General features: G+C 74.2%; 22 protein-coding genes. 11 read left to right on the top strand and 11 right to left on the bottom strand.

What is annotated here, in order from left to right; genetic code table 11:
* Together ACWGKU_RS27205 and ACWGKU_RS27200 are read right to left on the bottom strand one after the other, a co-directional pair.
* Positions 1-1,253, bottom strand: a 1,253-nt coding sequence (locus ACWGKU_RS27205; protein ID WP_452191597.1) for an FUSC family protein, incomplete at its 3' end; no start/stop codon positions are given.
* A 100-nt stretch (positions 1,254-1,353) separates the two neighbouring features.
* Entirely contained in the window at positions 1,354-2,088 is a 735-nt protein-coding gene (locus ACWGKU_RS27200; protein WP_359903933.1) for a polyprenol monophosphomannose synthase, read from the bottom strand.
* Positions 2,089-2,246: 158 nt separating this feature from the next.
* Here ACWGKU_RS27200 and ACWGKU_RS27195 point away from each other — a divergent pair, with 158 nt between their 5' ends.
* On the top strand, positions 2,247-2,378 hold the full coding sequence (locus ACWGKU_RS27195; RefSeq protein ID WP_401051632.1) for a hypothetical protein: 132 nt from the start codon (positions 2,247-2,249) through the stop codon (positions 2,376-2,378).
* 10 nt (positions 2,379-2,388) lie between these two features.
* Here ACWGKU_RS27195 and ACWGKU_RS27190 read toward each other — a convergent pair whose 3' ends face one another.
* The gene (locus ACWGKU_RS27190; protein WP_452180631.1) at positions 2,389-3,975 is read right to left on the bottom strand and encodes a N,N-dimethylformamidase beta subunit family domain-containing protein; all 1,587 of its coding nucleotides are present in this window, start codon (positions 3,973-3,975) and stop codon (positions 2,389-2,391) included.
* Between the two features lie 470 nt (positions 3,976-4,445).
* Between ACWGKU_RS27190 and ACWGKU_RS27185 the strand changes: the two genes are divergently transcribed.
* Positions 4,446-6,347: an amino acid transporter gene (locus ACWGKU_RS27185; protein ID WP_452180638.1), complete on the top strand. Its 1,902-nt coding sequence runs from the start codon at positions 4,446-4,448 to the stop codon at positions 6,345-6,347.
* Positions 6,348-6,388: 41 nt separating this feature from the next.
* Here ACWGKU_RS27185 and ACWGKU_RS27180 read toward each other — a convergent pair whose 3' ends face one another.
* On the bottom strand, positions 6,389-6,658 hold the full coding sequence (locus ACWGKU_RS27180) for a GlsB/YeaQ/YmgE family stress response membrane protein (protein WP_359903939.1): 270 nt from the start codon (positions 6,656-6,658) through the stop codon (positions 6,389-6,391).
* Between the two features lie 271 nt (positions 6,659-6,929).
* Here ACWGKU_RS27180 and ACWGKU_RS27175 point away from each other — a divergent pair, with 271 nt between their 5' ends.
* On the top strand, positions 6,930-7,295 hold the full coding sequence (locus tag ACWGKU_RS27175; protein WP_401050848.1) for a hypothetical protein: 366 nt from the start codon (positions 6,930-6,932) through the stop codon (positions 7,293-7,295).
* Positions 7,296-7,432: 137 nt separating this feature from the next.
* Here the strand turns inward: ACWGKU_RS27175 and ACWGKU_RS27170 are convergent, their stop codons facing one another.
* Both ACWGKU_RS27170 and ACWGKU_RS27165 read right to left on the bottom strand, forming a co-directional pair.
* Entirely contained in the window at positions 7,433-8,233 is an 801-nt protein-coding gene (locus tag ACWGKU_RS27170) for a HEAT repeat domain-containing protein (RefSeq protein WP_452180632.1), read from the bottom strand.
* 101 nt (positions 8,234-8,334) lie between these two features.
* Complete coding sequence (locus tag ACWGKU_RS27165; protein WP_401050852.1) at positions 8,335-9,048, bottom strand: TetR/AcrR family transcriptional regulator; 714 nt, start codon at positions 9,046-9,048, stop codon at positions 8,335-8,337.
* A 121-nt stretch (positions 9,049-9,169) separates the two neighbouring features.
* Here ACWGKU_RS27165 and ACWGKU_RS27160 point away from each other — a divergent pair, with 121 nt between their 5' ends.
* The 4 genes from ACWGKU_RS27160 (at position 9,170) to ACWGKU_RS27145 (ending at position 12,459) form a co-directional block, all read left to right on the top strand.
* A complete protein-coding gene (locus ACWGKU_RS27160; protein WP_452180633.1) occupies positions 9,170-10,369 on the top strand; it encodes an FAD-dependent monooxygenase in 1,200 nt (399 codons plus the stop codon).
* A gap of 178 nt (positions 10,370-10,547) precedes the next feature.
* The gene (locus tag ACWGKU_RS27155; RefSeq protein ID WP_452180634.1) at positions 10,548-10,802 is read left to right on the top strand and encodes a hypothetical protein; all 255 of its coding nucleotides are present in this window, start codon (positions 10,548-10,550) and stop codon (positions 10,800-10,802) included.
* Positions 10,803-11,041: 239 nt separating this feature from the next.
* A complete protein-coding gene (locus ACWGKU_RS27150; RefSeq protein WP_359904120.1) occupies positions 11,042-11,668 on the top strand; it encodes a CBS domain-containing protein in 627 nt (208 codons plus the stop codon).
* A 140-nt stretch (positions 11,669-11,808) separates the two neighbouring features.
* Entirely contained in the window at positions 11,809-12,459 is a 651-nt protein-coding gene (locus tag ACWGKU_RS27145) for a LamG domain-containing protein (protein ID WP_359903956.1), read from the top strand.
* A gap of 99 nt (positions 12,460-12,558) precedes the next feature.
* Here the strand turns inward: ACWGKU_RS27145 and ACWGKU_RS27140 are convergent, their stop codons facing one another.
* A complete protein-coding gene (locus ACWGKU_RS27140) occupies positions 12,559-13,104 on the bottom strand; it encodes a hypothetical protein (protein WP_452191595.1) in 546 nt (181 codons plus the stop codon).
* A 172-nt stretch (positions 13,105-13,276) separates the two neighbouring features.
* On the opposite strand from ACWGKU_RS27140, the gene ACWGKU_RS27135 reads away from it, so the two are divergent.
* Positions 13,277-13,630: an SHOCT domain-containing protein gene (locus tag ACWGKU_RS27135; RefSeq protein ID WP_452180637.1), complete on the top strand. Its 354-nt coding sequence runs from the start codon at positions 13,277-13,279 to the stop codon at positions 13,628-13,630.
* A 152-nt stretch (positions 13,631-13,782) separates the two neighbouring features.
* Here the strand turns inward: ACWGKU_RS27135 and ACWGKU_RS27130 are convergent, their stop codons facing one another.
* A complete protein-coding gene (locus tag ACWGKU_RS27130) occupies positions 13,783-14,193 on the bottom strand; it encodes an organic hydroperoxide resistance protein (protein ID WP_355266881.1) in 411 nt (136 codons plus the stop codon).
* Positions 14,194-14,362: 169 nt separating this feature from the next.
* Between ACWGKU_RS27130 and ACWGKU_RS27125 the strand changes: the two genes are divergently transcribed.
* From ACWGKU_RS27125 to ACWGKU_RS27115, 3 genes are all read left to right on the top strand, one after another.
* On the top strand, positions 14,363-14,836 hold the full coding sequence (locus tag ACWGKU_RS27125) for a MarR family winged helix-turn-helix transcriptional regulator (protein WP_380630784.1): 474 nt from the start codon (positions 14,363-14,365) through the stop codon (positions 14,834-14,836).
* A gap of 401 nt (positions 14,837-15,237) precedes the next feature.
* Entirely contained in the window at positions 15,238-15,810 is a 573-nt protein-coding gene (locus ACWGKU_RS27120) for an RNA polymerase sigma factor (protein ID WP_380544817.1), read from the top strand.
* Entirely contained in the window at positions 15,807-16,616 is an 810-nt protein-coding gene (locus ACWGKU_RS27115; RefSeq protein WP_452191593.1) for a hypothetical protein, read from the top strand. Before ACWGKU_RS27120 ends, ACWGKU_RS27115 begins: the two co-directional genes overlap by 4 nt.
* A 123-nt stretch (positions 16,617-16,739) precedes the next feature.
* Here ACWGKU_RS27115 and ACWGKU_RS27110 read toward each other — a convergent pair whose 3' ends face one another.
* From ACWGKU_RS27110 to ACWGKU_RS27100, 3 genes are all read right to left on the bottom strand, one after another.
* Positions 16,740-17,408, bottom strand: a complete 669-nt coding sequence (locus ACWGKU_RS27110) for a GAP family protein (protein ID WP_452180560.1) — start codon at positions 17,406-17,408, stop codon at positions 16,740-16,742.
* Between the two features lie 238 nt (positions 17,409-17,646).
* A complete protein-coding gene (argG, locus tag ACWGKU_RS27105; RefSeq protein ID WP_401054475.1) occupies positions 17,647-19,059 on the bottom strand; it encodes an argininosuccinate synthase in 1,413 nt (470 codons plus the stop codon).
* A 211-nt stretch (positions 19,060-19,270) separates the two neighbouring features.
* Positions 19,271-19,930, bottom strand: a complete 660-nt coding sequence (locus ACWGKU_RS27100; RefSeq protein ID WP_452180561.1) for a rhomboid-like protein — start codon at positions 19,928-19,930, stop codon at positions 19,271-19,273.
* Between the last annotated feature and the right edge of the window lie 230 nt (positions 19,931-20,160).

The raw sequence follows: 20,160 nt of genomic DNA, 5'->3' as shown, positions 1-20,160 counted from the left end.
CCCAACGGCGCGGGGGTCCCCGCGGGGGGGGCCCGGCCGCCGCGGGCCCGCTCGCCGCGCAGCAGACGGCGCAGCGCGGCGTAGCGGGAGAACCGCTCCCGGTTGGCCACCGAGGCCCGGTCCAGCTCCTCCATCAGCCGCCGGCTGCGGTGCTCCAGGTCCATCTCGTCCAGGATGCGGTCCACCTCGGCCAGTATCGAACCGTGCAACTGCCAGGCCTCCGGGTGCTCCTGGACCTTGCGCAGCAGCACCTGGGCGACGTTCTCCCGGCAGGCCCAGGCCGCCGCCAGCTCGGCGGTCAGCCTGCCCTCGGCCTCTTCGGCGTTGCGGCTCACCTGCGTGGTCACCAGCACCGCGTAGCTGACCATCGCGTCGCCCACGTGCGCCAGCAGCTCCTCCAGCCCCGACGCGACGTCCGGCGGGAAGAGCCGTTCGCCGGGCGCGCGCCGCTTGGCCAGGTCGGTCAGCGAGCGGGCCAGCACCCGGATCACCACGACGCAGATCTCCAGGGTGTCCAGCCCGGTGCGCAGCACCAGCCGGGACAGCAGCCCCTCGCTGATCCGCGGGTTGAAGCGCAGGCTGTCCTCCGCCTGGCGCAGCGCCGCGTCCACGTCGGCGATCGCCTGGTCCAGCCGCCGGGCCTCGTGCAGCCGTTCGGCGGCCCGGGCCACCGGGGTGGGGCGGCCCAGTTCCTCGGAGATGTCCAGGAGCAGCTGGCGGGCCCGCCGGGCGAGGTCCTCGATCGACTCCCCGGCGGTGTCCACCCAGACCGGCGGCGCGAACAGCAGGTTGAACAGCAGGCCGACGGCGGCGCCGATGAGCGTCTCCAGCACCCGGTCCCAGGCCTGCGAGGCCAGTTTGGTCACGCCCAGGATCAGCATCGCGCTGATCGCGACCTCCTGGACGAACTCCTCGACCCGGACGAACCGGCCGACGACCAGCGAGGCCAGGATGATCAGCCCGAGGCTCCACCAGGAGAGCCCGACCACGGCGCTGAACCCGATCGCGATCAGCACCCCGACCACCACCGAGTTGACCCGGCGGATGCTGGTCTTCAGCGTCGAGTAGACGGTGACCTGGACGACCAGCAGCGCGGTCAGCGGCGCCGTCAGCGGGGCGGGCTCGCTGCTCAGCTGCGTCGCCACCGCGTAGGCGATGGTGGCCGCCACGGTGGCCCGGACGGTCTGGACCACGAAGGGTTCTCGGGTGCTGCGGCGGACCAGGTCCGCGAGGGACTCCGGGAGAAGGGCCATGTCGCCCTTCTTTCCCCGCATCCGCCGTTCACACCGCTCCCGGGGCGCTCCGGCACCCGTACGCCCGCATCGGGCCGCGCCGGCGCGCCGCCGGTGACCGCTAGCTGTCGCGGTTGAAGCGCAGCTTCCAGGGGGCCAGCGCGGACTCGACCTGCACGCCCATGCTCATCTTCGAGGCGCCCTCGATCCGCTCCTCGAAACGGATCGGCACCTCGCGGATCGACAGGCCCTGCTTGACGACCCGGTAGTTCATCTCGACCTGGAACGAGTAGCCGTTGCTCTGCACGGTCGGCAGGTCGATGGCGCGCAGGGCGCTCGCGCGCCAGGCCTTGAACCCGGCGGTGGCGTCCCTGACCCCGAGGCTCAGGATCGCGTTGACGTAGAAGTTCGCCCAGGCGGACAGCGCCTTGCGGTGCCAGGGCCACTCCTCGGCGGTCGAGCCGCCGGGGACGTAGCGCGAGCCCAGCACCACGGCGGTGTCGTCGGCGAGCAGCGTCTCGACCATCACGGGTATCACCGAGGCCGGGTGGGACAGGTCGGCGTCCATCTGCACCACCACGTCGGCGCCCTCGTCCAGGGCCTTGGCCATGCCGGCCAGGTAGGCGCGGCCGAGGCCGTCCTTCTCGGTGCGGTGCAGCACGCCCACGGTGCCGCCGGAGTCCGCGGCCAGCTTGTCGGCGATCTCGCCGGTGCCGTCGGGGGAGTTGTCGTCGACCACCAGCAGGTGCAGGTTGGGCACCGGAAGCTCCGCGAGCATGCCCGCGAGGACCGGGAGGTTCTCCCGCTCGTTGTACGTGGGGACGACCACAACGACCTTGGGGGAGGCCTCGACCATGTTCTGTTTCCCTCGTGCCTGCTCCGGATGGGACCGTGCGAGTCTATCCGGCGTGTCGGCCTGCTCCCGCCCCGGCCGGGGCGGAAACCCGTTCGACCGCGATGGGCCGATGTGGGAGGCTGCCGCCGCCCTTTCCGAACGCCGACCCGGCGCCCTCCTTGACGATTCGTCGCAGCACCGCCCTGCCCGTCACCGCCCTGGTCCTCGCACTGGCCACGCTGACCGGCTGCGGCGCCGACAGCGCCGCTCCGCCGCAGGCCGCCCCTGCGACCGGAGCGTCCACCGGCTGAGCCGCCCCCGCTACGCCGTGCCGTAGACGGCGGCGAGGTTGTCCTGGGCCGGGCGGGCCCGGCCGGCCGGGCCGGCGGCGAAGGCGCGCAGGACGTTCTCGGTGACCTGGCGGACCAGGTCCCCGGCGTGCGCGTCGATGCCGTGGTCGGCCCTGCCGCCGCCGGGGCCGCGGGCGTCCAGCGCCTCGACCCAGCGCATCGTCCCGGTGGCGAACACCCCGGCGCCGCCCGGCACGGTGCAGTAGGCGGTGTCGGAGTGGGAGCGGCGGCCGTCGCAGACCACGGGGGAGTGGGCGATCACCTCGATCGGGCGGGGGGTGGGGAAGCCGGTGTCCACCCGGTCGTACTCGACCCCGACCAGGTGCGGGAACGAGGCCCCGGCCGCGACGCCCGTTCCCTCGAAGGCCCAGTGCCCGGGCGAGGTGACCACGTACGGGGCGTCCACCGGGTAGCCGTCGTAGATGACGCCGAGCATCGAGCTCTCCGGGTCGGCGCCCGGGCCGGCCCGGAAGTCGGTGGTCGCCGGGGCGCCCGACAGGTGGCCCGGGTCCTGTGCCCAGGCGTCCTTGTAGCAGACCACCGTGCGGTCCGGCCCGAGGTCGGTCGGCTCGAACCGGACCCGGCGGAAGCAGCAGTTGGCGCCCAGGATCGCCAGGTTGGTCCCGGCGTCGCGGGCGGCGACCACGTTGGCCCGCTGCTCGGGCGACCAGTACTCGTCGTGGCCGAGCGACAGGACGGCGGCGGCCCCGGTCAGCAGGCCGGGCTCGCGGGCCACGTCGATGCCGGTCGTGTAGGCGAGCGGCAGGCCGAGCCGCTCGGCGAGGGCGACCAGGGGCGCCTCGTAGACCAGGAACAGCCCGGCGCCGTGGTCGTAGTCGTACGGACGGTCGAAGACGGCCTTCAGCGAGCGGGTGGCCAGGCCGCCGGTCGGGCCGTTGTAGAGGCTGTAGCCGCCCCACTCGTTGTAGGCCTGCCAGGTCGCCGGGGCGCTCATGATCACGGTCCTGCCGGCGGTGCTCGCCGAGCGGACGGTGAGCGGGACGTAGCGCCGGCCGGAGCCGTCCTCGGCGTCCAGGCGCAGCAGGTAGGCGCCCTCGGGCCAGCCGGCGGTGTCCACCGCGAGGGTGCGCTGCCAGCCGGTCAGCACGGTGCGGGTCACCGGGTCCACGTGCGGCGCGGCCTGCCGGCTGCCCGGGACGTGCTCGCGGCGCCAGACCAGCCGGGCGCGGGCGCCGTCGTACCAGCCCATCCGGTAGGCGGAGACGGTGAAGGCCGCGGCCGGGGTGGAGACGTGCAGGCCGAAGGGCTCGCCGGGCAGGACGCTGACCCGGTCGGCGAAGCCCGCGATGGCGTCGTCCGGGCCGGGGTCGGTGATCTCCCAGTCGGGGTTGCCGGGGCGGGAGCGCTCGCTCGTCGGCCCGGTGTGCCCGTCGGCGGCCGGGCTGCCGGGGGTGCTCGGGGCGGAGGAGGCCGCCGTGGCCGCCGCGGCGGACGGCTGCGTGGCGGCGGCCGGGGCCGGGCGGGGGTGGCCGCAGGAGGTGACGGCGGCCGCCATCAGGCCCAGGCCCAGAATCCTGCGCCGGCTCGGCTCCGCCACCGCGACCTCCGTGTTTCCTCGTGCGTGCCCGTGTCCGGGGCCGTGGGCGCGTCGACCCGGTCGGTGGCGGCGCGCTGGGGGCCGCCGGCCCGGTGTGTCGGCCGCGCGGACATCCTCGCGTGTTTCGCGAGGCCCGTGCGGGCCGCCGCGCCGGGCCGCAGGCGTCGCCGGGCTCCGTGGGGGCGCCACAGGGGCGCTTCAGGGGCGCCCCTGGGCGTCGGCGAAGGCGGCCGGGACGGCCCGCGACCGGGCAGGGCCGTACGGGCGCACCCGGGTGTGTCGACCGGCGCGGTGGCCCGGCCCCGGCGGGCCGGTCCCCTAGCCTGACCAGGCGCGCCGTCCGGCGGCCGCAGGGGATCCGGAGCCGTCCGCGCCCGGCCGAGTCGTGGACAGGGGTGCACGTGGTTTCGTCGGGGTCGGCCGAAGCGGGGGCGGGGCAGGACTCCCGGCGCGGGCGGTTCCGGGCCTGGATGCTGGAGGGCCTGGCCGAAAAGGCCAAGCAGCACCCCGGCCCGCACGCCGAGGTTCCGCACGAGGAGGGCCGGCGCTGGTGGCGGGTCATGTGCCTGACCGGCCTGGACTACTTCTCCACGCTCGGCTACCAGCCCGGCATCGCCGCGCTCGCGGCCGGGCTGGTCTCGCCGCTGGCGACCATCGTGCTGGTGGCCGTCACCCTGCTGGGCGCGCTGCCGGTCTACCGGAGGGTGGCCCAGGAGAGCCCGCACGGCCAGGGTTCGATCGCGATGCTGGAACGGCTGCTGTCCTTCTGGCAGGGCAAGCTCTTCGTGCTCACCCTGCTGGGTTTCGCGGCCACCGACTTCATGATCACCATCACCCTGTCCGCCGCCGACGCCAGCGCGCACCTGGTGGAGAACCCGCACCTGCACGACGCGCTGACCGGCAAGCAGATCATGCTGACCATGATCATGATCGCGCTGCTCGGCGCGGTCTTCCTCAAGGGCTTCAGTGAGGCGATCGGCCTGGCCGTGGTGCTGGTCGCGGTGTACCTCTCGCTCAACGTCGTGGTGGTGGCCAACGGACTGTGGCACGTGTTCAGCGAGCCGCAGCTGTTCACCGAGTGGACGGACGCGCTGACCGTGGAGCACGGCAACGCGATCGCGATGATCGGCGTCGCGCTGATCGTCTTCCCGAAGCTGGCGCTCGGCCTGTCCGGCTTCGAGACCGGCGTCGCCGTGATGCCGCACATCGAGGGCGACCCGGACGACACCGAGGAGAAGCCCACCGGCCGGATCCGCGGCGCCCGCAAGCTGCTGACCACCGCCGCCGCGATCATGAGCGTCTTCCTGATCACCACCAGCTTCATCACCACGCTGCTCATCCCGCCGGACCAGTTCGAGCCCGGCGGCCAGGCCAACGGGCGGGCGCTCGCCTTCCTCGCCCACGAGTACCTGGGCAGCACCTTCGGCAGCGTCTACGACCTCTCCACGATCGCCATCCTCTGGTTCGCCGGGGCCTCCGCGATGGCCGGGCTGCTCAACCTGATGCCGCGCTACCTGCCCCGCTACGGCATGGCCCCGCACTGGGCCCGCGCGGTGCGGCCGACCGTCGTCGTGCTCACCCTGATCGCCTTCCTGGTGACCTGGATCTTCGACGCCAACGTGGACGCCCAGGGCGGCGCCTACGCGACCGGCGTCCTGGTGCTGATCAGCTCCGCCGCCATCGCCGTCACCATCGCCGCCCACAAGGCCGGGCAGCGCCGCTGGCGGGCCGGCTTCGCGGTGATCGCCGCGGTGTTCCTCTACACCACGGCGGTGAACATCGCCGAGCGGCCGGACGGGGTCAAGATCGGCGCCTGCTTCATCGCGGGCATCATGCTGGTCTCGTTCCTCTCCCGGCTCAAGCGCGCCTTCGAACTGCGCGTCACCGACGTGCTGCTGGACGACGTCGCGGAGCGGTTCGTCCGGGACTACACCCATCGCCCGCTGCGGCTGATCGCCAACGAACCGAACAGCCGCGACCTCGCCGAGTACCGTGACAAGATCCACCAGATCCGGCGGGACAACGACATCCCGGCCGAGGACGACCTGGTCTTCGTCGAGGTCACCGTGCTCGACCCGTCCGACTTCGAGGCCGAACTGACCGTGCGCGGCGAGGTGCTGCACGACCGCTACCGGGTGCTCACCCTGGAGAGCTCCAGCGTGCCCAACGCCCTGGCGGCCCTGCTGCTCCGGGTGCGCGACCTCACCGGGCAACAGCCGCACATCTACTTCGAGTGGACCGAGGGCAACCCGTTCGCCCAGTTCCTGCGGTTCTTCCTGTTCGGACAGGGCGAGATCGCCCCGGTCACCCGCGAGGTGCTGCGCGAGGCCGAGCCGGACCGCTCACGCCGGCCGGCCGTCCACGTGGGCTGAGCGAACCCGGCCGACGGCGGCCCGCACGGCGCGTCGGCCGGTCAGCGGTTCTGGTGGGATCTGCTCCACGCGGGGGCGACGAAGGCCACCAGGGCGACGGCGAAGACGATCTGCAGGATGTGGCGGATCCAGTCGATCCCCGAGGTGTGGCGGACACCGATCCAGCCGGAGACGGCGTTGCCGAGCCAGGCCCCGGCGGCGCCGAGCAGCATGGTCAGCCACCAGGGGATCGACTGCGGTCCGCGCAGGATGAGTTTGGCGATCACGCCCAGCACGAAGCCGATGAGCAGAATCCACAGGAGCTGGAACATCGCAGTCCACCTTCCGGGCGCACCCGGGCCGAAGGCCCGGTGCGCCGAATCGCCGATGACGCGGTTCGTCCCATGATCACCCGGATCGGGCGAACGGGCACGTCGACCGGAGACCGCGCAGGTCGGCGGCGTGCCACCGGACCGCTCCCGGCCGGGATGGGCGAGAACCCGCCGCAGGTCGGGCCGGAAATCCGCTGTCCGCCGTCGCGGCCGCACGGATAGGAATGGGCGGGCCGCGGACGTGCCGCGTCGCCGAGAGGAGCCGACCCCCGTGATTCGACTTCGTTCCGCCGCGCTGACCCTGGGCTGTGCCGCCGCCGCGCTCACCCTCACCATGGGGACGGCCCAGGCCGCGCCCGGCGACACCAGCACCAGCTGCTCCTCCTCGCTGACGCCGACCGGCTTCGTGGACGTCCAGTGGTGGAACAGCGCCGGCTGCGGCTCCGGGTTCACCCCGAACACCAAGAAGATCATGCAGCTCACCGGCTACCCGGTCGGCACCGTCGTCAACGCCTGCGCCTCGACCTGGCCGCCGGCCGGCTGGACGATCGTGAGCACCTTCCACAGCTCCGGCTGTCAGTACTCCGCGGTGCCGAGCCTGGAGAAGAACTCCTGGCAGCTCAAGCGCGTCTCCTGACGCCGACGCAGGATCCGGCGCCGACGCACGATCCGGCGCCGGGGCCCGAACCGGCGGCAGGGTGCCGGCACCGGCGAACGGTCCGGCACCCGTGAACGACCCGGCGCCGGCGTACGGCCCGACCGCGGGCCGGGACCTCAGAGGTCCCGTACCGCCGTGACGGCCTCGCGGACCCGCGGGTGCGGATCCTCCGCCAGGCCGTCCAGCAGTTCGGCGACGCCCGGGGTGGACCAGCGGCCGACGGCCCGAACCAGGTCCTCGCGCACCTCCGGGGCCGGGTGGGAGGCCAGCCGGGCGAGCCGGTCCACCGGGCCGCGCCGGCGCCGTCCGAACCAGTGCAGCGCGGAGCGCAGTTCGGCCGGGTCGCCCGGTTCGCCGGCCGCCGCGATCCGCGCGAGCAGCACGGGCACGGGCGGCGGCGGGCCGTCCAGCGGGTGCGGGTGGCGCTCGCGCAGCCGACGGCCGCCGTACTCGCCGTAGATCCGGCAGCCCTGACAGGTGCAGGGCCGGGTGCCGTGGGCGCCCGGCACGTAGCGCCAGCCGGTGACCTGCGGCACGGCGCGGACCCGGTGCACCTCGCGGGCGCCCACCGCGCGCGGCAGGAACACCTCCCAGCCGCGCGGGTCGGCCAGTGCGCCGATCCGCCGGACCGCCTCGGCCGCGCGCAACGGCTGCTGGACGCCCCGGGCCCGGTCGCGGTAGTGGCCGGCCAGGACCTCCTGCTCGTCGTCCAGCCGGAGGTGCACCGCGACCAGTGCGCCCTTGGGGCCGAACCGGGCCAGCTCGCGCAGCCACTGGTGGGTCAGTGGGTACGAGGGCAGCACGGGGAAGCAGTACACCCCGCGCGCGCCGCCCTGGCCCCGGCTGTCGGCGCGGATCCCGGCGCGGCGGATGCGCGGCGCGTTCGCCGCGGCGGTCAGGTGCACGAACATCGCCATGGGGCGCGATCCCAGCGAGCGACCGTCGGTGCTCCGAGCGATTTTCCGGGTGCCACCGCCGGGCGGGGAGGCGGTCCGGCGGTCCGGGGAGGCCCCGCGGGTCAGGCGGTGTCCGCGCGGCGCTCGATCAGGGCGGCCAGTCCGTCCAGGATGCGCTCCAGGCCGAACTCCAGCGCCTGGTCGCGGCCGCCCGGGTCGGCCATGGCGGCGGCGACCGCGGGGAAGCGGTCGGCGTGCTCCTGGACCACGGTGCCGAGGGCGGCGAGGAGTTCGGCCTCGGGGGTGGCGGCCGGCCCGGCGGCGCGGGCCTGCGCGGCGATCCCGCGCACGTGCCCGGTGAGCAGGACGGCGGCGTCCATCCGTTCGGGGCCGGTCAGCCCGTGGCCGTCGAGTGCCGTCACCACCCTTTCCAGCCAGGCGAGTTCCTTCGGGCCGATGACCCGCGCGCCGACGGTGGCGTCCAGCAGCCACGGGTGGCGGGCGAAGGACTCGGCCAAGTGATGTGCCCAGGCGGTGAGTTGATCCCGCCAGTCGGCACCCTCCGAGGCGTGCGGGGGCGCTTCGACGGCCGACTCGACCATCAGGGCGATCAGTTCGGCCTTGCCGGGGACGTAGCGGTAGAGCGACATCTTGGTGAAGTCGAGCAGTCCGGCCACCTTCTGCATGGAGACCGCGGCGAGCCCCTCCGCGTCGGCGACCTCGACCCCGGCCGCGGCGATCCGCTCCAGGCTCAGGGCCGGCTTCGGCCCCCGGGTGGGTCTGGCCGGCGGCCCCCAGAGCAGTCGCACCGTGTCGTTCGCCGCCTCGGCCATCATCCGCTCCGTCCTGGGCCGCGGCCTGGGGGGTTGTCCTTCCAGGCCAACTGTGTCTACCGTACACAGCAACAAACAGTGTCCGCGAGACACAGTTTTCTGATTCCCGGACGGAGTGGTTTCCATGAGCACCAAGGTCCTGATCTCGGGCGCGAGCATCGCCGGCCCCGCGCTGGCCCACTGGCTGGGCCGGTACGGCTTCGAGGTGACCGTCGTCGAGCTGGCCCCCGCACTGCGCGACGGCGGCCAGGACGTCGACTTCCGCGGCCGCACCCACCTGACCGTGCTGGAGCGGATGGGAGTCCTGGAGGAACTGCGCACGCTCGGCACCGGCGGCAGCCCGATGACCTTCGTGGGCCCCGACGGGCGCCGGCTGCTGCACCTGCCCGCCGAATTCGCCGGCGGCGACCTGGAGGTCCCGCGCGGGGAACTCGCCCAACTGCTCCACCGGCACAGCAGCGCCCGCGCCGAGTACGTCTTCGGCGACTCGGTCACCGCACTGGAGGAGAGCCCGAACGGAGTCCGGGTCACCTTCCGGCACGCGGCGCCACGCGAGTTCGACCTGGTGATCGGCGCCGACGGGCTGCACTCCACCGTCCGCCGGCTCGCCTTCGGCCCCGAGCGGCGCTACATCCGCCACCTCGGCTACTACGCGGCCACCTGGCAGCTGCCCAACGACCTCGGGCTGCCGACGGGCGCGGTCGGCCTCAACGTCCCCGGCCGGCTGATGTCCGTCGGTGCCGCCCACCGCGACCCGGGCCGGGCCGGCGCGTTCTGCCTCTTCGCCTCGCCCGAGCTGCGCCACGACCGCCACGACCCGGCGCGGCAGAAGGCGCTGGTCCGGGCCGCCTTCACGGGCCTCGGCTGGCGGGTGCCGCAGCTGCTGGAGAGCCTGGACGCCGCCCCCGAGCTGTACTTCGACTCGATCAGCCGCGCCGACGTGCCCGCCTGGTCGACCGGCCGGATCGCCCTGATCGGCGACGCCGCCTGCGGGGCGACCATCGGCGGCATGGGCACCGGCACGGCGGTGGTGGCCGCGTACGTCCTGGCGGGCGAGCTGGCCCGGGCGCGCGGCGACCACCAGGCCGCCTTCGGGCGGTACGAGCAGCTGCTGCGCGGCTACGCGCAGGGCTGCCAGAAGGGCGGGGACCGGACCGGGCCGTTCCTCGCCCCGCGCACGGCCGCGGGCCTGCGGTTCCGCAACGCGCTGCTCAACCGGCGCTGGGCGCTGGAGCGGATGCTGGAGCTGGGAAAGCGGGTCAGCAGCGTCGAACTGCCGGACTACGAGCGCGACTCGCGCCGTCCGAGGGAACTCGCCGGCTGACCGGGGACACCCGGTGCGGCACCAGGAGCCTCCACCCGGACGGTCCCGCGAGTCGATCGTGCGACGGCCGCGCCCTCCCGGGTGGCCGGCGGACGTAGGACGGACATGCGGCGGGCCACCGCTGGAAGAACGTTCTACGAGCGGCGGCCGCCCCCGCCCCCGCCGACCCTCCGACGAGATGACCGCCTTCGCGTCCGGCGCTGTGAACGGCGGCGATCCGGGTGCCTTCTACGCGGGCCCGTGCGTGACCTTCGGTGTCGCGGACGACCAGGGCGCGGACGCGGTCCTGCACGATCCGAACGCGATCGTCCCGCGGAACGTGTTCGGCCAGGAGGGCTGGTTCTGCACCTCCCCGGTCGCCGAGGCGGACGTCCGGAGCCACGGCTTCCTGCCGATGGTCTCCTTCGCCTGCGGGACGACCGTGCACGCGTGATCCCGTCGGGGGCGTGGTGCCGGGGGATGTGCGGCCGGGGTGCGGTCCGGCGGACCCGGTGTCGGGAACGTGTTCGCGGGCCGGGGCCCAAGGTCCCACCCGTTCGGCCCCTTGGCCCCTGGCGATCGGGGCCGCCGCGAGCGATGCTGCCGGTACCGGCCGGGACGATCCGCGTCCGGTCGGAGCAGGATCGTTGGACGAGGTGAACCGGCGTGCGGCATGCCACCGTCGAATCCGTGATGACCAGCCCCGTCGTCCTGGTCTCCCCCGAGACCGGATTCCGGGAGATCGTGACGCTGCTGAGCGAGTACGACATCACCGGCGTGCCGGTGGTGGACCCGGAGGCGCGCCCGCTCGGCGTCGTCTCGGAGGCCGACCTGCTGCGGACCCTGGCCGCGCAGGAGGACCCGGCCAGCCTGCTGCCCGCGCCCGAGTCGGCGCAGGCCGGCCCGAACGGCGAGGTGACCGCGGCCGATCTGATGACGGCGCAACCGGTCTGCACCACACCGGACACCAGCATCGTCGCGGCGGCGCGGCTGATGAGCCGGCACGGCCTGAAGCGGCTGCCGGTGCTGGACGAGGAGGGGCGGGTCATCGGCATGGTCAGCCGCGGCGACCTGCTGCGGGTGTTCCTGCGCGAGGACGTGGTGATCCGGCGCGAGATCGTCGAGGAGGTGCTCGGCCGGATCGACGGGGTCAGCCCGGCGCAGGTCGGGGTGGAGGTCAACCAGGGGCGGGTGGTGCTCAGCGGCACCGTGCCCGAGCAGCACCTGGTGCCGATCGTGCTCAACCTGTGCCGCTCGGTGGACGGGGTGGTCTCGGTGACCGACCGGCTCGGGGCCGAAGGGGCGGCGCCGGTCGGCTGACCGGCCGCGCCGTCCCCGATTCGCACGTTCGTCCCGGACCCGAACGATCCGCTTCGCATACTGCGGAGGGTATCGGGTAACTCACCCTGTGTGCCCGTCAGTGCGGACTGCCGGGACGGCGGAGTTTCGGGGAGGCGGCCGTGGCAGTCGTGTTCGACGCGGACTTCACTTCGACCAGTCAGTGGATCGCCGGGCGCAGCAGCGCCTATCCCCGGATGGGGCCGACCAACCGGAGCGACCACAAACTCGACTACCTCAACCGCGACTACTGCCCCGACGGCGTGTTCGCGGCGGTCCGGCGGCACAGCGGCGGGCTGTGGAGCTGCAACCTGCTGACCACCGAGGGCAGTCCGGACGGCTTCCAGCTCCGTGCCGGGGACGTGCTGTCGGCGAGCGTGACACTGCCCGTCGAACTGGGTGCCTGGCCGGCGATCTGGACCTGGCGGGACGGCGGCAACGAGGTGGACGTCTTCGAGTACCACCCGGACAACCCCGACCTGCTGGAGATCTCCAATCACGTTCGGGGCGGCTACCGGTACTGGCACGGCGCGGGCTCCGGGATCGGGCCGGGGGCGACCTTCGATCTGCGGGTGGTGCTCGGCGCGAACTCGGTGGACTGGTACGTGGAGGACGAGCTGGTCTACGCGGACCTGCACGGCGTCGGGTCCGGGTGGCACGCGTACCTGATCGTCAACATGTCGGTGGCGGACGGGACGTACCACGACCGGCCGCCCTACGGCGGGCCGGACCGGCTCAGCTGGGTCTGCCGCGGCCTCCGGGTCGAGCGCTGAGCGGGCGGGCGCTGAGCGGGCGGGCGCTGAGCGGGCGGGCGGGCTCACGGGTGCCCGAGGTGACGGCGCTCCGTGGGGCTCCTGCGGCTCGTGGGGTGCCTACGGTTCGCGGGGTGCGAAGGCGGCGGTGATCGGGCCGCGCGGGGCGTACCCGCCGCGCGGGTCGAGCGGGGTGAGCAGGGTGTGCGGATCGCGTGGGCCGTACAGGCCCTGCGGACCGTTCTGGCCGTTGTGGCCGTACAGGCCGTTCGCGCCCGGTGGGCCGGGCCGGCCGGAACGCTGGAACCAGACCGCCCGGCGGTGCGGGCCGATGTGGGCGGGGTCGGTCACGTACAGGTCGTCGCGCGGGGCTCGCTCGTTGCCCGGGGCGAGCGCCGCGTCCACGGCGCGGTCGGCGATCGCGCGCAGCAGCGCGGCGGCGGTGGTCTCGGCGGCGGCCGGCGCGATGGCGAGGGCGGTGAGCTCGACCCAGAGCGCGGTGGTGACGTAGCCGATCGGGGAGTGGCCGAGCGCCGGGACGGGGCGCGGGTCCGGGTGGCGCCGCAGCACCCCGGCGGCGACGAGCTGCTCGGGGGAGCGGTCGTCGTCCGGTGGTCGGAAGGCCGTGGGTGGCTGGTGAGTCGTGGGCCACTGGGGGTGGGACACGGGCGGCGGATGGTGGGTCACGAGCGGCACGCTACCCCGGTGGGCGCCGCGCCGGGCGCCGGACCGTTTTCTCAGGCTTCCCTCATGCCGCTTTCACCGGTGGCGGGCGCACGATGGTGGTAGGCGCTGCTCACCTCGGCGGGCCCCGACGGGGCCGGAGGAGGAGGTCCTGATGAGGTACTGGCACGGACACGGCCACGTCGTGGGTGGCTGGGGCATGGGGCTGATGGCGTTCGGGACGCTGCTGCTCCTGGTGATCGTCGTGCTCCTGGCCGTGGCCCTGTTCCGCTACTTCTCGCGCTCGCGGCAGCCGATCCCGCCCGGTCGGGCGGCTCCGGGCACGGGCGGATCCGGGGCGGGAGGCCCGCAGGGCTGGGGCCAGGCGGGGCAGGGGAGCCAAGGGGGCTGGGGGACGCCACCGGAGCAGGTGCTCGCGGAGCGGTTCGCGCGGGGTGAGATCGACGCGGAGGAGTACCGGCACCGACTGGAGACGCTGCGTTCGGCGAACGGGCCGGGCGGCGATTGACCCCGGTGCCGATCGGTCCGGCGGCGATCGCCCCCGGGACGACACGGAGCGGGCCTGCCGCACTGCGGGTGCGGCGGGCCCGCTCCGTCGCCGGGGGCGGGGCCGTGGTCGGCCGGTCGGGGGGGCTCGGTGACCGGCCGACGGCCGGGTGCCTACTCGACGACCAGCTCGACCGGGATGTTGCCCCGGGTGGCGCGGGAGTACGGGCAGACCTCGTGCGCCTGCTTGACCAGCAGCTCGCCGGTCTCGCCCGCGAGGGACTCGGGCAGCTCGACGCGCAGTACGACGGCGAGGCCGAAGCCGGCCCCGTCCTTGCCGATGGACACCTCGGCGGTCACCGAGACCTCGCTGGTGTCCACCCGGGCCTGCCGGCCGACCAGGCCGAGGGCGCTGGCGAAGCAGGCGGCGTAGCCGGCGGCGAAGAGCTGCTCGGGGTTGGTGCCCTGGCCGCTGCCGCCGAGCGCGGGCGGCATGGCGAGGGCGAGGTCCAGCTGTCCGTCGGAGCTGACGGCACGGCCCTCCCGGCCGTTGGCGGTGGCGGCTGCGGTGTAGAGCGCGTCCATGGTGGCGTCCCTTCAGGTCCTGGGTGTTCCTGCGGCCGGTGGTCCGGGCGGTTGCCGGTCCGGCGTGCTTCGCGGCGGCCGCTGGGTCGGCGCTGCGTCACGACCAGTAGAGCACGCAATTCAATAGCGCACAACTCAATGGCGTGATGGTGATCGGTACCATGGGTCCATGACCACCCATTCCGGCATGGCCGACGAGGAGCTGCTCCGCCTCGACCGGCAGATCTGCTTCTCGCTCAACGCGGCCTCCCGCGCCTTCGGAGGCGTGTACCGGGTGCTGCTGCGGGACCTCGGGCTGACCTACCCGCAGTACCTGGTGATGCTGGTGCTGTGGGAGGAGGGCGAGCTGCCCGTCAAGCGGATCGGCGAGCGGCTGCGACTGGACTCCGGGACGCTCTCCCCGCTGCTCAAGCGACTGGAGGCGGCCGGACTGGTGTGCCGCGAGCGGAGTGCGGAGGACGAGCGGTCGGTCACCGTCCGGCCGACCCCCGAGGGGTCGGCGCTGCGTGAGCGGGCCGGGCAGGTCCCGCGCCGGCTGCTCGCGGCGACCGGGCTGCCGGTCGAGGACCTGGCCGCGCTGCGCGGACTGCTGGACCGGGTCACCGCCGCGCTGGACGCGGCGGAGGTGGAGCCGGCTCCGTAGGGGGTGAAGCGGCCGGTGTCCGTGCGCGGCGGCGGTGCGGCGGTGCGGCGGTGCGGCGGCTCGCCGGGTGGGCCGGTGGATCGGTGGATCGGTGGGCCAGTGGGGTGGGCCGGTGGGCCGGGCCGGTGGGGCGTGGGAGTCGGGGGTGCGGTCGTGGGGCTTGTCAAGCCACCCTCCCACATCCTGTGATCTGGGTCACATTGTTGCCCCTCGGGCCGGGCTCGTGAGGGCGAAGCGGCAGGTCAGCCACGCTGTTCGGAAGTGAACGGAAACGTTCGGCAATTGTCCGCCCGATCCGGTCAACAACCCGGAGCTCCCGGACGGTTACACCACGAGCCCCCAAGGGGCCGTCGGCGTGCCACCCGGTGGGCCGGCCAGCCGACCGATGAAAGGGGGGCCGCGTGAGCACTCCCGGGCCGGGCGAGGAGCGGGGCCTGCGAGCCGACCCGCTCGGCGACCTGCCGAACGACTTCGAGGCCTTCTTCACTCGCGAGAACTCCGGGTACCTCCGTTACGCCCAGCAGCGCCTGCGGCACCGTGAGGACGCCCAGGACGCCGTCCAGAACGCGGGCGCCACGCTCTACAAGAACTGGCGCCGGGCCCTGGCCAGCCCCGATCCGCAGGCCTTCGCCTTCAAGATCGTCAAGGACGCGGTCGTGGACGTGCTGCGCGAGCGCCGCCGCACCGAACGCAAGCGACTGCGGGTGATCGCCCAGCGCCGTCCCGACACCAGCCAGGACGAGCTGAACGAGCTCGCCGAACTGGACGCCCTGGACTGGGCGATGGAGGAGCTCGCGCGGGCCGCCCCGGTCCAGGCCGATGTGGTCCGGCTGCGCCAGGCGGGACTGTCCTACCACGACATCGGACGGTCCCTCGGCATCGCGCACACCACCGCCCGCACCTACTACAGCCTCGGACGGCGCCACCTGGAGTACCTGTTGGAGCACCCGGACGACGACGGGGCGCGGACATGAAGGTCGTGGACCTGCTGCGCGTGCACGCCGGTGAGCTGGCCCGGGAGTTCGACGACCACGATCCGGTGGACTTCACGCGCAGGCTGGCCGAGCGGCTCGCCGCCGTTCGACGGCCCGCCCCGGCCGCGCGCGAACGCCCCGCCAGGCCGCCCGCCGGTGCCCGGCCGCCGCACGCGCCGGCCTCGGGGCCGAGCCCGGGACCGGCGGCGGGGACGGGGACGGGCGCCGGGCTGGGCACGGGCGCCGGGGCGGGCGCCGGCTCCGGTCCGGGGGCGGGACCCGGTCCCGGGGCGCTCCCCGGGCAGACCCGGTGGGCCGGAGGACGGGCGGAGCTGCGGCGCGACCTGCGGCACCTGTGCGTGGGGGTGGCGGGCGCGGTGGAGCCGGGCGAGCTGGCCCTGGATCTCGAACTCGCCGAGAAGACCGCCTTCCGCACCCTGGGCTGCCTGCTGTACGGCATGGGCCGCACGGCGGACGGCGTCTTCTGGTGGCGGATAGCAGCCCAGTACGGGGACCAGCTGGCCGTGCACTGCCTGGCGGTGCACTACACGGCCGAGGGCGAGCGGTGCGACGCGGCCCACTGGGCGGCCCAGGCCCAGGACCTCAGCGCCCCGGGCCGGCTGCCGGAGTTGGCGCCGGACGTCCGGCCGGGCGGGGCGGCGGAGCTGGCGCGGGTGCTCGCGGAGCGCTACGACGGCGAGATCCTGCTGACGGTGCGGGAAGCGGTCACGGCGCGGCCGGGGGCCGACCCCGGGCGGCTGGCGGTCCGGGCGGTACGGGGGCGGGGAGTGGTGCGGATCCGGTGACCGGGTGCGGCTGCCGGGGCGGCCGGTGTGGGGGCGCGTGCCGGGCTGGGGCGGGGGAGCACGCGTGCCGAGGGGCGGGGCCGGAGGCTGGGGGCGGGCCGGGGGCCGGGGGAGGGCAGGGGGTCAGGTGAGCCCGGAAACGGCGGCGCCCAGGTACTCCGCGCCGAGCAGCAGCGGGACGACGACCATGATCGCCGCGTTGTGGGTGGCCGTCCAGGCCCGCAACTCGCCGAGGGAGCGCCGCGCGCGGCCGTCGGCCCGCAGGTGGACCGCGAAGGGCACCAGGGTGCCCAGCGAACCGAGCAGCACCAGCACGGCGGCCGCCATCGCCGCTTCCCAGCCACCGGTCGGGGCGGCGGCGATGGAGGCGGCCCCGCCGACGGCCGGGACGAGGGTGTTCGGACGGGTCACGACCAGGACCACGGCGAGACCGGCGGACCGGGCGGCGGACAGCCGGTCGATCGAGAGCAGCCAGACCGGCGGCGCGGTGACCCGGCCGGGGCGCGGCCGCTGGCGCCACTGCCGGGCGGCCAGCAGGAGGAGCACGACACCGAGGGCGAGCTTCAGCCAGGACGGCCAGGTCGGCGCGGTGCGGGTGGGGTTCCACGCGGTTCCCGCCGCCACGACGGCGGCCACCACCGCGGTCAGGCCGAGCAGCCAGCCGGCCGTGAAGGCGACCCCGTTGGCCCGGCCGCGCGGTGAGGCGAGGATCAGGAGCAGGGCGATCAGCGGCAGCGGGGAGAGCGCGACCGCCACCGCGGAGGCCAGCATCGGGCCGATCGCCTCGCCCATCCCCGCACCTGCCCTTCCCGCCGCCGGGCGCCGTCCGCCATTCAGCTACCGACGGGCGGGCGGCGCACGGCCGGTGCCGCCGTTCGGGTGAGGGTGGAGCGGAGCGCGGGTTCGGGCGGGTGCGGGGATGGGCACCGAAGGGTGCCGACGGGCGGGTGCGGGCGGAGCGTGAGGCGGAGAGCGACGGAGGGCCGCCGCACCACCGGGGTGCGACGGCCCTCCGCGGGCACGGGCTGCGTCAGTCGGTGCCGGACTCGATCGCCGCGTGGTCGAGCGCGGTGGGGTCCTTCTCGTCACCGGTGCCGGCGGCGATGGGAGCCGCGCCGCCCGGGGCGAGCTCGCCGATCAGGCCGCTCCACGGCGCCAGCTGGCCGTGCACCGCGTACTGCTCCAGCTTGCTGCGCGAGTCGGCGATGTCGAGGTTGCGCATGGTCAGCTGGCCGATGCGGTCGTCCGGGACGAACGCGGCGTCGACGCTGCGCTCCATCGACAGCTTCTCCGGGTGGTAGCTGAAGTGGGGGCCCTGGGTGTCGAGGACCGAGTAGTCCTGGCCGCGCCGCAGCCGCAGGGTGACGCTGCCGGTGACCGGGTGGCCGATCCAGCGCTGGATGCTGTCCCGGAGCATCAGCGACTGCGGGTCGAACCAGCGGCCCTCGTACAGCAGCCGGCCGAGCCGCCGACCCTGGGTGTGGTACGTGGCGATGGTGTCCTCGTTGTGGATGGCGTTGAGCAGCCGCTCGTAGGCGATGTGCAGCAGCGCCATGCCGGGGGCCTCGTAGACGCCCCGGCTCTTGGCCTCGATGATGCGGTTCTCGATCTGGTCCGACATGCCCAGACCGTGTCGGCCGCCGATGGTGTTGGCCTCGTGCACCAGGTCGACGGCGCTGGCGAACTCCTGGCCGTTGATCCGGACCGGGCGGCCGAACTCGAACTCGACGGTGACGTCCTCGGTCAGGATCTCGACCTCGGGGTCCCAGAAGGCCACGCCCATGATCGGGCTGACGATCTCCAGGGAGGTGTCCAGGTACTCCAGCCGCTTGGCCTCGTGGGTGGCGCCCCAGATGTTGGCGTCGGTGGAGTAGGCCTTCGCGGCGGAGTCCCGGTAGGGCAGGTCGCGCTCGGCGAGCCACTCGGACATCTCCTTGCGGCCGCCGAGCTGGTCGACGAACGCCTGGTCCAGCCACGGCTTGTAGATCCGCAGGCTGGGGTTGGCCAGCAGGCCGTAGCGGTAGAACCGCTCGATGTCGTTGCCCTTGTAGGTGGAGCCGTCGCCCCAGATGGAGACGCCGTCCTCCTGCATGGCGCGCACCAGCAGGGTGCCGGTCACCGCGCGGCCGAGCGGGGTGGTGTTGAAGTACGTCTGCCCGGCGGAGCGGATGTGGAAGGCGCCGCAGGCGAGGGCGGCCAGGCCCTCCTCGACCAGCGCGGCCCGGCAGTCGACCAGCCGGGCCTGCTCAGCGCCGTACGCGCGGCCACGGGCCGGGACGTCGGCGAGGTTCGGCTCGTCGTACTGGCCGATGTCGGCCGTGTAGGCGTAGGGGAACGCACCGTGCTCGCGCATCCACGCGACGGCGACGGAGGTGTCCAACCCACCGGAGAATGCGATGCCGATCCGTTCACCGACCGGCAGCTTGCTCAAGACCTTCGACATGGATGCACCCTTGACCCGCATAGCAGGCCCCTGATCTAGCGATGTGTGACGGGATTCGGCGTAATCGATCCGATGCCCGAACTCTGGCATAGATTTGCAGAGTAATGCAAGAGCATACGAAAGCCTGGATGGCTGCAGGGGGCTGTTCGGCCGCCGCGCATCGGGCGGTGATCCGGCCGACTTGCTTGGCCGGACGGGTAGTTGGGGCCGATCAGGGGGTCGGGGCGGGTGCCCGGGTGCGCAGCCAGGCGGTACGGGAGGCGAGTGCGCCCAGCCCGAGGGCGACCAGGTGGCCGGCGTCGGCCAGCTGCTGATCCAGCGCCCAGGCGGCGGCCAGGGCCACGGCGAGCGCCGACAGTCCGAAGCGACGCAGCGGACGCGGGCCGAGCGCGAGGAGGCAGGCACCGGTGGCGACCAGGCCGTAACTGATGCCCACGTCCCGGGCGCGGGAGAGCGCGCCCGGGATGCGGGCCGTCACCATCACCCACATGGCGCCCTCGGTGAGCAGGGTGGCGCCCAGGTGCCCGAAGACGAAGACCGCACCGGCCCGGGCCGGGCCCCAGCGCCACTCGGCCAGGCCCAGGACGACGGCGACCGCCGCGATCCCCGCCCAGGACGGAACCCCGTCGACCACGAGGCCACTGGTGAACAGGGTCCACCACTTGCCCACTTCCATGTGATGGACGTTGCTGCTGTTGTGCCGCACGAACCGGGCCCGCTCGGCATGGCCCTGGCTCGCCAGCCAGGAGGCCGTCACGGTCAGCAGCAGGACGTACGCCGTGGTGAGGCGCAGCCGGACGGCGGCTCTCGGCGCCGGGTGCCGGGAAGCCGCAGGGCCGGTCGGTGTCCTCGTGGCGAGGCGATCGCTCATCGTGCCTGGTGCCCCTGTTCGGCGGTTCCCGGAACCGGCTCGCCCGGTGCGCGGCGGGGAAGGCGGCGGCCGGGACGGTCCGAGCGTCAGCGTACGCGAACGGCCGGAAGGCGCCGGGGCCGGAGGCGGGGTGCCGGGAGGTGCGGTTCTCTCGTGCGGCCACGCCGTGGTGGCAGGTCGTTGCGGGTGGCGGGCGACCCGGCGACCCGGCGACCGGTGGTGGGTGGCGG

Source organism: Kitasatospora sp. NPDC054768, assembly GCF_053612025.1.
This window is presented reverse-complemented; position numbering and strand designations above follow the sequence as displayed.